The sequence below is a fragment of the Candidatus Marinimicrobia bacterium CG08_land_8_20_14_0_20_45_22 genome, assembly GCA_002774355.1.
Classification (GTDB): domain Bacteria; phylum Fidelibacterota; class UBA2242; order UBA2242; family UBA2242; genus 0-14-0-20-45-22.
This window is the reverse complement of sequence record PEYN01000071.1, coordinates 15,085-29,813: the sequence shown is the minus strand read 5'-3', so window position 1 is coordinate 29,813 and position 14,729 is coordinate 15,085. Positions and strand designations below refer to the sequence as shown.

Below are 14,729 nucleotides of genomic sequence, written 5' to 3'. Positions count from 1 at the left end.
TTATCGAAGCGCGCCATCTCTGTATGCAAATGCGCGGGGTCGAGAAGCAAAATTCGAATATTACCACCAGCGTCATGCTCGGCGAATTGCACGACGAACCGCAAGCCCGTGACGAATTCCTGAAACTGATCACAAGATAAGAGAACGTAACAAGTGACGAGTGACCGGCTCGTAAGGTGTAATACGTAAATCGTGATGAGAAACTCAAAACTGAAAATTATGAACTCGAAACCCATAGCCTGTAGCCAGTAACACATAACTCGCAACTAAAAAAATGCCTCACCTCGGTTGTCATATCTCAATAGGAAAAGGCTTGGAAAAAGCTCCGGGTCGCGGGCGTAAAATCGGATGCGACGCGATCCAAGTTTTTACATCGAACCAGATGCAGTGGAAAGGCGTTCCTGTCTCGCCAGAAACGGCGCAGAAGTTCAGCGCTGAACAAGCCGAAAATAAAATCGTCGTGGTAATTGCGCACGATTCCTATCTGGTTAATCTGGCTAGCCCGGAGCCGGATAAACTGTCCAAGTCGCGCAAAGCATTTACTGAGGAAATTCAACGTTCCCAGACTTTGCAGATTCCGTATATCGTTTTTCATCCCGGTTCTCACATGGGCAAAGGCGTCGATTTTGCTTTGCATAAAATAGCCGAGAGTCTCGATTACGCCATTGAGCAGATGCCGGATTGCAGATCAATGCTGTTGTTGGAAACGACCGCCGGTCAGGGCGCGAATGTCGGTAATGCTTTCGAGGAATTGCGGCAGATTATCGACTATTCTTCGTATCCCGAGCGGTTAGGCGTTTGTTTCGATACCTGTCACGCTTTCGCGGCTGGTTACGATTTGATCGGTTCGGGAAAATATAACGAAACGTTTGCCAATTTCGATGATATTATCGGGCTCGACCGGCTGAAATGCTTTCACTTAAACGATTCCCTAAAACCGCTCGGCTCGCGCATCGACCGGCATGCCAATCTCGGCGAAGGTTTTCTCGGCTGGGACGTGTTTTACCGATTGGTGAGTGATAAACGTTTTGCCGGTTTGCCGATGATTCTGGAAACGCCCGGCGGCGATGAGAATTTCACGAGGGAAATTGCCGCGCTGAAAGATGTATAGGCGGGTTAATGATAATAGGATTTAAAAATGGACAATTATGATTTGGTAGTTATTGGCAGTGGCCCCGGCGGATATGTCGCCGCGATCCGCGCCTCGCAACTCGGAATGAACGTCGCCGTTGTCGAAAGAGCCGAACTCGGCGGAATCTGCCTGAACTGGGGCTGTATTCCAACCAAAGCCTTGATTAAAAACGCCGAAGTCTGGCAAAATTTGCGCTCACTCGGCGAATTTGGAATCAGTGTTGCTCAACCAGAATTGGATTTTAGCAAAGTCATCCGGCGCAGTCGCGAGACGGCCGCACGTCTCTCGAAAGGCGTTGAATTTCTTTTCCGGAAAAATAAAATCACGGTTGTCAAAGGTTCCGGTCGTTTTATTGATTCACGTACTCTTGAAGTTGTCAATCCGGACGACAGATCGACAATTCAAATTAGCGCGAAAAACATCATCGTCGCGACCGGCGCTCGGACGCGCTCGATTCAGGGTCTGAAGATTGATGGCAAGCGCGTCATTGGCAGTCGGGAAGCCATGACTTTGCCACAAATACCGAAATCAATTATCGTCATCGGCGCGGGCGCGATCGGGGTTGAGTTCGCCTATATTTTCAATTCATTCGGCGCCGAAGTGAACATCGTAGAAATGTTGCCGCAGATTCTCCCGACTGAAGACGAAGAAACCGCCAAAGAACTGATGCGCTCATTCCGAAAAAACCGGATCGGCATTCATACCGGCGTGAAAGTCGAAAGCGTTCAACCAAAAGACGATTCAGTCAAAGTAGTTTTCAATTCAAATAATGAGAAGAGAATTCTTACTGCTGAATATGCTTTGTTGGCCAATGGCGTCCAACCGAATTCGGAAAATCTCGGGCTGGAAGTTCTCGGAGTCAGAACTGAGGAAGGCTGGATCAAAGTTGATGAGCATTTTCGGACGAATATTCCGGGCATTTTTGCGATCGGTGATGTCATCGGCAATCCGTGTCTGGCGCACGTCGCTTCGGCGGAAGGCATACACGCGGTCGAATTCATCGCCGAGGAAAATCCAGCACTTGTGAATTACTCCGCGATTCCCTGTTGTACTTATTGTCAACCGCAGGTTGCCAGCGTTGGCCTGACGGAGAAAAAGTCGCTGGAACAGGGACGTGAAATTAAAACCGGTCGGTTTATGTTTCGCGCCAACGGCAAAGCCATCACATTCGGCGAAATCGGCGGTTTTGTCAAGGTTATCTTCGATGCCAAAACGGAAGAACTGATTGGCGCACATATCATCGGAGCGGAGGCGACCGAACTTTTACCCGAACTGACGCTATCTGTTTTCCGCAAAATGACTTTCGTCGAGATCAAGCACATCATTCACGCCCACCCGACGTTTTCCGAAGCAATCTTCGAGGCTATCCATGACGCTTTTGGAGAATCGATTCATCAATAGCGGATTGGAGAGTATTGAAATGAATTTGGGGGATAAAGCGGTTAAATCTTTAAATGTCCTTGATCTTGGCTGTTGTCCATACGGCAAAGCCTGGGAAATCCAGAAACGAACTCATGCCGATCGTTTCGCCGGGAAACTCCCCGATACGCTGATTCTTGTTGAACATCCGCACGTTTACACGCTGGGTAAAAACGCCAACGCAAGTCATTTGATTGCCTCGCAAGAATATCTGAAAAGCCGCGGCATCGAAATTTTCAAGGTCGATCGCGGCGGCGACATCACATATCACGGACCAGGACAATTGGTCAGCTACCCGATTTTCAATTTGAAGGAACATAAAGAGAGTATCGCCTGGTATGTTTATTCGGTCGAAGAAGTGCTGATTCAAATGCTGGCCGGATTTGATATACAGGCTGGAAGGATTAAAGGATTAACCGGAATTTGGGTCGGCGATAAAAAAATTGCTGCCATTGGAATGCGTGTTTCTCGCTGGGTCACAATGCACGGTTTCGCGCTGAATGTCAGCACTGATCTTTCGCTATATAACGGGATCGTGCCGTGTGGTATTGTAGATAAGGGAGTCGCGCGTATGATAGATTTGAATCCAGCCGTTTCGATGAAAGCGGTCAAGATTGCCGTCGTTGAAGAATTCGTCAAGCAATTCGGTTTTTATCGAATCCGCGAATGAATACAAATGAACACCAAATCTTTTAAAATAACAATATTAATCCCTATAATTTATTTGTGAAATTACAGTGGAGAAATCTTGTTCTATAAGCAAGATAACATATTCGTGTTAATTTGTGGAGCAAAATGAAACCAGACTGGCTGAAAGTTAAAATTACCGTAAATGACAATTTTCGCGATCTACGTAAGATTGTCAATGACAATCACCTGCATACCGTTTGTCGATCGGCGCACTGCCCGAACATAAGTGATTGCTGGCAGAGACGCACCGCAACGCTGATGATACTGGGCAATATCTGCACACGGAATTGCCGCTTTTGCGCAATCGAGACCGGAAGACTGATGCCAATCGACCCGGATGAGCCAGCCAAAGTCGGCAGGGCTGTCAATCTGATGGGATTAAAATACGCCGTGATTACATCAGTGACGCGCGACGATTTACCGGATGGTGGCGCCGCTGTCTGGGCGGAAACTATTCGCGAAATACGCCGTCAGAATCCCGGCTGTAAAGTCGAAGTGCTGATTCCGGATTTCCGTGGCAACATTTCCGCGCTCGAAACCGTTTTAGACGCCAAGCCCGACGTTCTCGGTCACAATCTCGAAACCGTTCGCTCGCTTTATCCAATCGCGCGGCCGCAAGCCGACTACGAACAGTCACTCCGCGTTCTTGCTGAATCCAAAAAACGCGGCGCCGTGACCAAGACCGGAATCATGGTTGGACTCGGCGAAACACACAAACAAGTTCTCGATCTGATGAAAGATGCACTTAACGCGGGCGGCGACATCCTGACGATTGGCCAATATCTCCAACCAACGAAAAACCATTTGCCCGTTGAGCGTTACGTCACGCCGGACGAGTTTGAAGTTTACCATCAGGAAGGGCTTCGGCTTGGATTCCGGGTGGTTTTTTCCAGCCCATTAGTACGCAGTTCCTTTCACGCCGAAGAAGTAGAAAAATCTTTTTCTTCTGCACCCAATAAATAAGAAATTACACCATGACAAAGATTTTCCGGCTGTTGCTTATTTTATCAATCCTAATGGAATTTTCTTCTGCTGGCGATGTCCGCTGGGAGGCAAATTATCACGGTTTTTTAGACAATCGAGAATACTATAACACCGTCCAGACGCCCAAAACATACGTCAGCTCGGATTTCATGACAACGGTTTTTCTTAAAATCGCGCCGGCACATGATATCGCTTTTGGAATGGATTATCTTTGTGAAATGGGTAGCCTGTTTGACGATCATCCACTCAAAATAGTAATGAATTACCGCTATGACCGTGAGCCATTCCGCTTTCAGATCGGCGTTTTTCCGAGAAGAGATTTACTTTGTTATCCGCTGGCCTTACTGACTGACACACTTGACTATTTTAGACCGAACATAGAAGGCTTTTATGTTGATTATTCCGGAAAAAGAATCACTGAAAATTTCTGGTTAGATTAGATAAGTCGTCAGGGCAAAAATCCTCGAGAAGTATTCATAACCAGTTTTTCTGGAAGGTTGACAATCGGACAATTCTCACTTTCACACTACGCCATGGTTAATCACTTCTCGTTATCGTCGCCTTCACCGGCTGGCGAACCTATTCGTGACAACATGGCAGCTTTGTTGAAAATCGGCTGGCAAAGCGCAAATATCGGATTTCTGGATACTCTTCATATCTCCAGTGGTGTCTTGATGAGCGCCGACAGGTATCGCCACGTTTCCAACTGGTATCCGGCGCGTGGCTGGTATTCTGAAATTCTGACTTCGCATGGACGATTTGCAGTCGCCGGCACATTTTATATGGGCGAACGGCAGAAGATTTTATTCGGAGATCGATTCTATGGCGCAAGAATATATGCCAGAACGGATTTCATTGTCCATGCCATCCACACAACATCGGTCCAGACGGATTGCGCCCTTGGGTTGCATTTTATCGAAGGAAAAATCGATTTTTCCCAAATACTGACAGTCCGGGCTAACTTTTCCCGCTGACCTCTTGTTGTAACGGCTTTCATCTCCATTTATCTAAAAATAGTGTGGCGTCGGTATTTATATCGACCGAAACAGACGCTAAAATTGGAAATTCTCTAATGGATTTTAACATGACTTTCGATAAATTTAGCCATCTTGGAAATTGGACAGGAACAAGAAGTACAGATTATCAAAAATGCGCAGATAGGAGATCACGCCGCGCTTTCTCAACTTATTTCACTTTACACCAGCCGGATTTACCGTTTAGCACTCCGATTAACTGGCAATGAACAAGATGCGGAAGACGTTCTTCAGGAAACATTTCTAATCATGATCAAAAAGATCAAACAGTTTCAAATGAAATCGTCATTTTACACATGGATGTACCGCATAGCCGTCAACGTCGGTTTGCGACACTTAAAGACCAAGCGGTTTAAATATCAGCACGTTTCCATCGATGATCCCGACATCGAGCGTGTCAGTTCGATGGAAACGCAGGAGTGGCCGGCAATAGATTACGACCGTATTAACAGGAAAAAATTCCGGAAAAAACTGGATTCGGCTATTGAACAACTTCCGGAAATTTACCGTACTGTTTTCATTCTCCGCGATCTCCACGAATTATCCACCGAAGACGCCGCAAAGATTCTCAACATTACGGTTTCTAACGTTAAGATTCGCCTCATGCGCGCTCGAAATTTCTTGAAAGATCATCTGGAAGACCTCGTTAAAGCAGAGGCAATGATATGAAATGTGACCCGAAATTTATTCACAAGATATGCGATTACATCGGCGGAGACTTAAGTTGCGAACCTTGCCAGATTATCAAAGAACACATGGAAAAATACCCCAACTGCGAGATTTTCATCGATAAAATCAAGAAAACCGTTGAAATCTACCAGAAAGCCGACGGTTGCGATGGTCTTCCAGAAAACGTCAAACATAACCTTTATCTCAAATTAAATCTGTGCGAACCGAAAAAACAGAGTCTTCCTAAATGATCGTATTCTTTTCGGCGTACACAAATCAATACTAAAACCTGTAAGATTTTTAAGGACTATTCATGAAAGTACAAATCCTTCGCGCCAAAAACTCGACCTTCATTGCTAAAGGCGATTCAAACCACTGGGTAGTTATAGACACCGAAAAGGAATTTGGCGGAAGTGAAGCCGGCTCCAGACCGATGGAAATGTTGTTATCTTCTTTGGGCGGTTGCACCGGAATTGACGTTGAAACATTGTTAAATAAAATGCGTGCGACCGTCGATGATTTCCAAATCGATATTCAGGCAGAAAGACGGAGCGAACATCCGCGCATTTTCACACAAATTACCATTCGGTTTTTATTCTGGGGTGAAGAATTGAACGCCGATGCGATACACAAAGCCGTTCGTCTATCTTCTGAAAAATACTGTCCGGTTACGGCAATGCTTAGACAATCCGTTCCGATTACAACGGAAATTCTTCTCAATCCGCCCAAAGAAGATAACTGATTACCAAGTAAAATTATCCACTTTTACTGATTAGTTTTTAGCCAGTTTCCTCTTCTTCCGATTTCAGACGTAAAATTTCTTCCCGCGCTTTTTTTATTTTCTCAGAGTCTGTCGTTTTTGCATTGAGAATATCGAGCAACTGAAGCGCCTGATCGTATAACTTTTGCTTCTTTAGCACTTCAACGAATGTCATGGTCGGGATCGGGATCTTCAGTTCGATTTTTGCCTGATTTTTCTCCGGTTTTTTAGCCGTCGGTTTTTTCGTGGATTTCTTCGGAGCGGGTCGTTTTTTCTCGGCAACAGGTTCTTCCATGGAAACAATTGGCTGTTCAGAATCATCTGAGGCGTGAACGGAAACAGTTTCCGCCTCGGAAGCAACGACAGGTTCAGGAATAATTGGCTCGGGCTTTTTTTCGACGATCGGGATATTCCATGTTTCCTGCTGAATCTCTTCAAGTGGTTTTTGTTTGAATTTCTCGAACATGTCCGACAGTTTCATGTTTTTCAACGGCAATATTTCCGGTTCAGGCTCGGGTTCGGTCATCGGTTCTGGATAAAAATCCAGTTGATCCTGCTCTTCCGATAAAATCGGCTCAGTAACTTCCGGCGCGATCGATTCCGCTACTTCTTCCACCGGTTCCTTTACAGGCTCCGGTTCTGCTGAGGGCATCATCCATGTTTCCTGTTGAAGTTCACTCAGCGGCTTTTCCCTGAACTTTTCAAACATTTTCGACAGTTTCGATTCCTCCCGCGGAAGCGGTTCCGAACTGGGCGGCTCGGAAGTTCCCGCCGTGCCAAAAACCGATATCGGCTCCATATCATCAAATTTGGGCGCGAATCCCTCCTCTTCGACGATTGGTCCCATGTGTACGTTCGCCTCTTCGATTTCTTCCGGCAGATCCATTTCAATTAGCGGTTCCTGACGCTCTTCGATGCGTTTAAAAAGATCGCTTAATCCAGATTCTGCGGTTGCATTCGATCTTCCCAACGCAATTTCACCGAGGCTTATTGCTTGTCCGGATTGCGCCGCCCGTGTATGGTATTCTCCGATGGTATCGGGGACAGATTTCAGCCGTTCAACATTCTTTTTATCGAATGGATTTAAAACGGCGATTCTTTTGAGGCAATATTTGAGCAGTTCCGAACTTAGTTGAGTACGCCCCAACTCGATTAATTTGTAAAAAGCTTGTAAAAAGCCATTGTCGATATCAATGACAGATTTCAAATGTTCAATGGAAATTTCAATATTCCCGGCCCTTTCAGCCACCAGCGCCATGATGTAATGAGCCAACGCGGAATCGGGATGTGTTCGGATCGCCGTTTCGCCGGAAGCGATGGCTTTGGCAATATCTTGATCCTCAAGATGATACCACGCCAGCAAAGGAAAGAGATAGCTATTTGCATTAGATTCTAAATAAGTCGTCAAACTATGTTTGTCTTCAACCGCCATTTGTATCACTCCTCCATTGCCAATTACCAGCCTCGATCCATAAGGAATATTTACGCTTTTTCAGAGTGATTCCCACTTTTCGAGTCTCTTATTATCAAAAATTTTCTCAAACTGTTCCGTTTGCCTTCAATATTACAACGAAACATGAAAAATTCCGCTAACAAAATTATTCGACTAATAATCCTCTATCCGCAAAACTCGTATAACCGTTTCCGGCAACGATGATGTGATCAAGCACCGGAATGTTCATTGCCTTTCCGACAACAACCATTTGGCGTGTGAGTTGAATGTCTTCGCGACTCGGCTCCAAGTTGCCGCTTGGATGATTGTGTATGAGAACGATTGCACCCGCCATAACGGCCAATGCTTCTCGGAAAACCTCGCGCGGCGTCACGACAGAAGCGTTTAAAATCCCCTCGCTGACGATCGTATCCTTGATCACCCGATGATTGCTCGCTAGTAAAAGTGTCATGAATATTTCTTTCCGAAGATCGCGCAATTTCGGGATATAAATCCGGGCTACGTCTTCGGATGTTTTGATGATCGGATCCGGTTTTTCACTTTCCGCCGCTTCTAAACGTCTGGCTAATTGCAGAGCGGCAACGACGGTTACCGCCTTTGTATCACCGACTCCCGAAATGTTCATATCCCGGATTTGATGATAATCCATCTCGCCGAGTTTTTTCAAACCGCCTGAACGGCTAAGAATTTCTCTTGCTACGTCAATTGCCGTCATCTTTCCGGAACCCGTACGGATCAATATAGCCAACAATTCCGCGTCGGATAATTTGAAGACACCTGACGCCATCAATCTTTCGCGCGGACGTTCATTTTCAGGCCAATCGGCAATCGTCATCCGATAATCGCCGTTTTCTTTAACTTTCATGCGCTCCTCATCTTTCCTTACTGTCAAGAACGAACGTCACCGGTCCTTCGTTGACCAAATGAACATCCATCATCGCGCCAAAAACACCGGATTCGACAGTCAGGTTTTCCTTTTTAAGACAATCGATGAAATACTCATATAATCGTTTCCCTTCGCTTGGCGCCGCGGCGCGGATAAAACTCGGACGCCTTCCTTTCCGCCAATCCCCGCAAAGCGTAAATTGAGAGATTACTAAAACGCCACCGCCGGTTTCTTGAATAGATAAATTCATTTTTCCTTGCAGATCGGAAAAAATCCGAAATCCGGAAATCTTTCCCGCCAGAAATTCAGCATCCACTTCTGTATCTTCTTGAAAAACGCCTAATAATATGACAAGTCCGCTTTCGATTTTCCCAACAACTTTTTTGTCAACTTCGACAAAAACGTCACGTGCACGCTGAACCACAGCAATCATTCTTCAATCCAGACATTTTTATCTCCAAAAACGACGCGCGCATGCTCTAAAAAGATATCATCCGGACAGACTCTGAGGTTGCCAGATCGGATCAGTTTAATGTCTCCAATCTCACCGTAAACATGAAAAAAGATCGAGCAGTCGCCCGCATGCTCTTTGGCAATATTCCTAAAATTTTCCAAAGCGACGCGGTTAATCTTATTATTCAGCCGAATGTGAATATTTTGCGTTTTTCGGTTTGTCAATCCTTCGAGTGGCAATAATTCGTCTGCAATGATCTTCGCGCTGTCTTCGCCGCTAACCTGAACTTTTCCCTGAACGAACACCGCCATTTCAGCACGGATGTATTCTTTCGATTTCTCGAACGCATCAGAGAACGCAATAACCTCAATCGTGCCATTGAGACATTCAAGCGTGATGAATGCCATCGGTCGGTTTTTCTTGTCAAAATTGGATTTGATCCGGGAAATCATCCCACCTAATTTGATAGTTTTACCATCCTTTGTAGTAAGATTTTCTGTGAAATCGAAATTTGTAAAGGCATTGATCTCACGCTCGTATTGAAGAAGCGGATGTCCAGTCAAATAAATTCCCAGTAATTCTTTTTCTTTTGCCCATTTCTGACTGCCAACCCACGGTTTTACATCGGGCAATTTCGGTTCCGAAACGAGTGGTTTGGCGCCTGTTTTCCCGAAACCAAACAAATTTTCCTGTCCATTTACCAGATCATTTTGAACGCTCTGAGCATATTGCATGGCAAGGTCAAGCACGGCTATTTTCTGCGCGCGGGTTCCATCGAGCGAATCTGCAGCTCCGGAAGCAATCAGGCTTTCTAAAACTTTTCGATTGACAGACTTGGGGTCCAGCGCTACGACGAACTCAAAAATAGTACGGAATTTTCCGGCTTTTTCCCGTGCGGAAACAATATTTTCGGCGGCTTTTTCACCGACATTTTTGATAGCGTTTAATCCATATCGAATAGTGTTTCCATCTGGCTGAAAATGAACTTCGCTCTGATTAATGTCCGGCGGAAGAATTTCAATTCCCATATTTCGGGCTTCTGCGGAAAGAATAACCACACGTTCAGTTGCGTTAATTTCACTAGTCAAGTTCGCCGCCATAAACTCCGCCGGATAATGCGCTTTCAGGTAGCCGATTCGGTAAGCGAGAACTGCATAGGCGGCCGAATGACTTCTATTAAATCCGTAGCTAGCGAACTTCTGGATCAAAGCATAAATCTGCGTTGCGATCTTTTGGCTAACACCATTCTTAACCGCACCTTCGATAAACTCCTTGCACAACGCTTCCATCGTCTCCGTCTGCTTCTTTCCGATTGCACGGCGTAAAAGATCGGCTTTGGCAAGCGAGAATCCGCCGACCGCATTGGCGATCTGCATGACCTGTTCCTGATAAACGATAACTCCGTAAGTATCTTTTAAAAACGGTTCTAATAAAGGATTCAGATAGGTAATTTTTTCTCTTCCCTGCTTGCGGTTGATGAACTGGTCGATCATATCCATCGGTCCCGGTCGGTAAAGCGCGTTCATAGCGATCAAATCTTCGATTCCCGACGGCTTCAACTTCCGCAGATAATCGCGCATCCCGGCGGATTCAAACTGGAATATCCCGATTGTATTTCCCTCGCCGAAAAGTGTCATCGTTTTTTCGTCTTCCTCTGGAATATTTTCGAGATCGAGATCTATCCCTTTTTCTCTCAACATGGAAAGCGTATTGTCGATAACCGTCAGGTTTCTCAAACCGAGAAAATCGACCTTCAACAGACCGATCTGATCGATACACTTCATGTCATACTGCGTCGTGACTTCGCCGTTGGTTGACTGGTAAAGCGGAACATAGTTGGTTAGATCGCCGGGCGCAATGACAACGCCAGCGGCGTGTGTCGAGGCGTGACGGTTCATTCCCTCCAAAATCCTGGAAATTTCAAATAATTTCCGATGCTGATCGTCGATTTCAGCCAGCACCTGCAAACCAGGCGTTTGTGCTAACGCTGATTCAAGAGAAACATTTACTACGTCTGGAATCATTTTGGCGATGCGGTCCACTTCCGAAAGCGGCATGCCAATCACGCGCCCGACGTCTCGAATGACGGCGCGGGCTTTCATTTTTCCGAATGTGATGATTTGTGCAACACTGTTCTCGCCATATTTTTTCTTAATATAATCAATGACTCGAACACGTTTCTCATCACAGAAATCGATGTCGATATCCGGCATCGAAATGCGTTCCGGATTTAAGAACCGTTCAAACAGGAGCTTAAATCGAAGCGGATCGATATCTGTAATCCCCAACGCGTAAGCGACAATACTCCCAGCGGCAGAACCTCTTCCAGGGCCGACGGGAATACCTGATCGCTTTGCATATTGTACAAAATCCTGGACGATAAGAAAGTAACCGGCAAAACCCATTTGTTTGATTACTTTCAGTTCAAAATCGACGCGCTCGCGAATGACGCCTGTGATTTCCGGATAACGTTTTTGAATCTCCTGATAAACCAGCCGAGTCAGATATTCGTCGGCTGATTTTTCTGGCACTTCTTCGGGTATTGGAAAAGTCGGCAAATAGTATTTCCCAAATACCAATTCCAAATTACAAGCATTTGCAATTCTCAAGGAATTTTCAATCACTTCGTCATCGCCCGGAAACAGAGACGCCATCTCATCCTGCGTTTTGACCCAGTATTCCGGTGGATCATATTTCATGCGGTTAGTGTCGCTTAGAATTTTCCCTGTTCCCAGGCAAAAATGAGCGTCGTGCGCCTCCCAATGACTTGCCAATGTATAATGCGAATCATTAGTGGCAACTCGTGGAATTCCGGTTTCCTGCGACAACCGCATGGATGCTTCGTACCAGATTTTTTCTTCCGGCAAGTGATGGTTCTGCACTTCGAGATAAAATCTACCCTCAAAAATTTCTGCATATTTCAGAGCCTGTGCTTTCGCTTTTTCATAATCGCCCTGGAAAACCAAACTCTGTACTTTCCCCTTGATACACGCCGTTAGCGCTATTAACCCTTCATTGTATTTTTTCAGAAGTTCCAAATCGACGCGTGGTCGGTAGTAAAATCCCTCTAAATATCCGAGACTGCTAAGTTTTAACAAATTTTCATAGCCTTTAAGATTCTGCGCCAATACTAAAAAATGATGATACCCAGATCTTCCTTGTGATCTAGACTTCTTATCAAACCGGCTATTTTCGGCGACATACAATTCACATCCGATGATCGGCTTAATATTGTATTTGCGAGCAGATTTGTAAAATGGGATTACGCTGAAGAGATTTCCGTGTTCAGTAAGCGCGACAGCGGGCATGCCGAGTTCTTTGACCCTTTTTACCAACCCTTCTACGCTTTGAGCACCGTCCAGTAAACTGTAATCCGAGTGATTATGCAAGTGAACAAATTGAGGCATTTAAAACCTTCCTAAAAATATCGCAATGAGACCAAAAAAGACATCTAATTTTAACAACCTTGCAATCCGCCCGCAATTCACTTCGCCGACATCTTTCCGAATCGAATAGATCACAAAGGCAAGCGGGAGTTCGACGGTAACTGATAGAATAACGAGATAGTAAATTCCGTAAACGTCTAAAAAATACGGAAGGAATGCGCCCGCCATTAATAAAAACGTCAACCCAACAACACATCTCTGTGCCACACGCATTCCATACTGCAAAGGAATCGTATGAGCATTTCCCGTCTGATCGCCACGAACGTCCTGCATGTCCTTGACGATTTCACGCACTAAATTGAACCCAAAAGCCAAAAAAAACGGCGCAATTCCTTTCCGGACATCGCCGAAAATCAGCGCACCAAAAATAAACGTCAATCCGAGGATCGCCGCAACGACAAAATTTCCCCAAAATGCACGTTTTTTGAAAAAAAGACTGTATGTAACCAATAAGAATATCGCCACCGCAACGACGATTCCAATCGCCGGTTTCAGAATAAAAACGGATAGAATCGCTCCGATCACAAAAAGAGCAATCGAAAAGATTAATGCCGTTCGCCGAGCGATTTTTCCTGATGGAATCGGTCGATCTGGACGATTGACCCGATCGATTTCCACATCGCAATAATCGTTTAGCGCATTGCCCGCCGCGGTAAAACTCCAGACAATCATAACAGCCAGAAGAATTCTTTCCCAAGAAGGAAACGGTTGCATCAGTGTCGCGCAAACGAGAATGGCTATGGCACCCTGAAACAAATTCAGCGGCCGCATTAACCGGATGAGAGCAAGCAGTTTATTCATGTTTCTTTTCCGCCAGAACACCTCGGCTCTGCCCTTGCAAATCCTTGATCACGGTCAATAGATCGAAACCGTTCTCGGAGAAAATTGAGAGAACGGCTTGCTCCTGATAATTCCCGCCGATTTCCACCGCTAGTACGCCATCCGCCATTAAAAGATTGTCGGACAATTCTGCAAAACGGTGATAGAATCGCAGTCCGTCGCCACCGGGCGCCAGAGCGACTTTCGGCTCATAATCTTTGACAATCGCCGGTAATTCATCATACATTTTATCGGAAACATATGGCGGATTAGAAACAACAACCTGGAATGGAGCGGACGCAAACTTGCCAGTTTTTAAAATATCCTGCAATATGACATCAACCCGTTCAGAAACCACATGTTTTCGGGCATTTTCACGTGCGATTTCCAAAGCCTTTGGACTAATGTCGCAGGCAACGACGGAACATTCCGGAATCAGCACGGCAAGCGAAACGGCAATGGCTCCGGAACCTGTTCCGATGTCAAGGATACGCGGCTTGTTCCATTTCCGCTTCTTTAAAATTGAAAAAATTGCTTCTACAATCACTTCCGTATCGGATCTTGGAATCAGCACCTCCGGAGAAACGTCTATTTCCAACCCCATGAATTCTGTCTTGCAGACGACATACTGAATCGGTTTTCCACTCGCGCGCTCGATTAACATTTTCTTGAAATCTGCCAATTCAGCCGCCGAAAGTGGACGGTCGTAGTTCAGATAAATATCCATCCTTGAACATCCCAAGATCTCTCTCAAAAGCCACTCGACCTCGATCTGAGGCGATTCAATACCTTTCTGCGACAGATATTCTCTTGACCATTTCAGAATGTCAATCACTCGCCATATTTTTTGTGAAATTGTTTCCATAAACTAATCGAAATTTAATCCAGTTTCCAAACCCAGCAAGTAGTTTTGTTAGCTTCTGAAAAAATATTTTTCCTTGGTTTAATCTCTGACTTTCATCTGAAAAAAAAGTCAAAAGTTC

General features: G+C 45.4%; 16 protein-coding genes. 10 read left to right on the top strand and 6 right to left on the bottom strand.

Annotated elements, in window-relative coordinates; translation table 11 throughout:
- From COT43_04395 to COT43_04350, 10 genes are all read left to right on the top strand, one after another.
- A partial coding sequence (locus COT43_04395; GenBank protein PIS29242.1) for a GTP cyclohydrolase I FolE occupies window positions 1–140 on the top strand: 140 nt, incomplete at its 5' end.
- 134 nt (window positions 141–274) lie between these two features.
- Entirely contained in the window at window positions 275–1,111 is an 837-nt protein-coding gene (locus COT43_04390; protein ID PIS29239.1) for a deoxyribonuclease IV, read from the top strand.
- Window positions 1,112–1,138: 27 nt separating this feature from the next.
- Window positions 1,139–2,533, top strand: a complete 1,395-nt coding sequence (lpdA, locus tag COT43_04385) for a dihydrolipoyl dehydrogenase (GenBank protein ID PIS29238.1) — start codon at window positions 1,139–1,141, stop codon at window positions 2,531–2,533.
- Window positions 2,502–3,221 (top strand): lipoyl(octanoyl) transferase, encoded by a 720-nt coding sequence (locus COT43_04380; GenBank protein PIS29237.1) that lies wholly within the window; start codon window positions 2,502–2,504, stop codon window positions 3,219–3,221. The genes lpdA and COT43_04380 overlap by 32 nt, the downstream gene beginning before the upstream one ends.
- A gap of 125 nt (window positions 3,222–3,346) precedes the next feature.
- Window positions 3,347–4,204: a lipoyl synthase gene (gene lipA / locus COT43_04375; GenBank protein ID PIS29236.1), complete on the top strand. Its 858-nt coding sequence runs from the start codon at window positions 3,347–3,349 to the stop codon at window positions 4,202–4,204.
- Window positions 4,205–4,215: 11 nt separating this feature from the next.
- The gene (locus COT43_04370) at window positions 4,216–4,665 is read left to right on the top strand and encodes a hypothetical protein (GenBank protein PIS29235.1); all 450 of its coding nucleotides are present in this window, start codon (window positions 4,216–4,218) and stop codon (window positions 4,663–4,665) included.
- Between the two features lie 153 nt (window positions 4,666–4,818).
- On the top strand, window positions 4,819–5,199 hold the full coding sequence (locus COT43_04365; protein ID PIS29234.1) for a hypothetical protein: 381 nt from the start codon (window positions 4,819–4,821) through the stop codon (window positions 5,197–5,199).
- A 120-nt stretch (window positions 5,200–5,319) separates the two neighbouring features.
- Window positions 5,320–5,928: an RNA polymerase subunit sigma-24 gene (locus tag COT43_04360; GenBank protein PIS29233.1), complete on the top strand. Its 609-nt coding sequence runs from the start codon at window positions 5,320–5,322 to the stop codon at window positions 5,926–5,928.
- On the top strand, window positions 5,925–6,179 hold the full coding sequence (locus COT43_04355; protein PIS29232.1) for a hypothetical protein: 255 nt from the start codon (window positions 5,925–5,927) through the stop codon (window positions 6,177–6,179). Before COT43_04360 ends, COT43_04355 begins: the two co-directional genes overlap by 4 nt.
- A gap of 62 nt (window positions 6,180–6,241) precedes the next feature.
- Window positions 6,242–6,670 carry an osmotically inducible protein OsmC gene (locus COT43_04350; protein PIS29231.1) on the top strand — a complete coding sequence of 143 codons (429 nt, stop codon included), beginning with the start codon at window positions 6,242–6,244 and terminating at the stop codon, window positions 6,668–6,670.
- A 37-nt stretch (window positions 6,671–6,707) separates the two neighbouring features.
- On the opposite strand, the gene COT43_04345 is transcribed toward COT43_04350, so the two are convergent.
- From COT43_04345 to prmC, 6 genes are all read right to left on the bottom strand, one after another.
- Entirely contained in the window at window positions 6,708–8,120 is a 1,413-nt protein-coding gene (locus COT43_04345) for a hypothetical protein (GenBank protein ID PIS29230.1), read from the bottom strand.
- 166 nt (window positions 8,121–8,286) lie between these two features.
- Complete coding sequence (locus COT43_04340) at window positions 8,287–9,006, bottom strand: hypothetical protein (GenBank protein ID PIS29229.1); 720 nt, start codon at window positions 9,004–9,006, stop codon at window positions 8,287–8,289.
- Window positions 9,007–9,013: 7 nt separating this feature from the next.
- Window positions 9,014–9,460 (bottom strand): D-tyrosyl-tRNA(Tyr) deacylase, encoded by a 447-nt coding sequence (locus COT43_04335; GenBank protein PIS29228.1) that lies wholly within the window; start codon window positions 9,458–9,460, stop codon window positions 9,014–9,016.
- Window positions 9,457–12,888: a DNA polymerase III subunit alpha gene (locus tag COT43_04330; GenBank protein ID PIS29227.1), complete on the bottom strand. Its 3,432-nt coding sequence runs from the start codon at window positions 12,886–12,888 to the stop codon at window positions 9,457–9,459. The genes COT43_04335 and COT43_04330 overlap by 4 nt, the downstream gene beginning before the upstream one ends.
- Window positions 12,889–13,728 (bottom strand): hypothetical protein, encoded by an 840-nt coding sequence (locus COT43_04325; protein ID PIS29226.1) that lies wholly within the window; start codon window positions 13,726–13,728, stop codon window positions 12,889–12,891.
- A complete protein-coding gene (gene prmC / locus COT43_04320; protein PIS29225.1) occupies window positions 13,721–14,611 on the bottom strand; it encodes a peptide chain release factor N(5)-glutamine methyltransferase in 891 nt (296 codons plus the stop codon). The genes COT43_04325 and prmC overlap by 8 nt, the downstream gene beginning before the upstream one ends.
- Window positions 14,612–14,729: the final 118 nt, after the last annotated feature.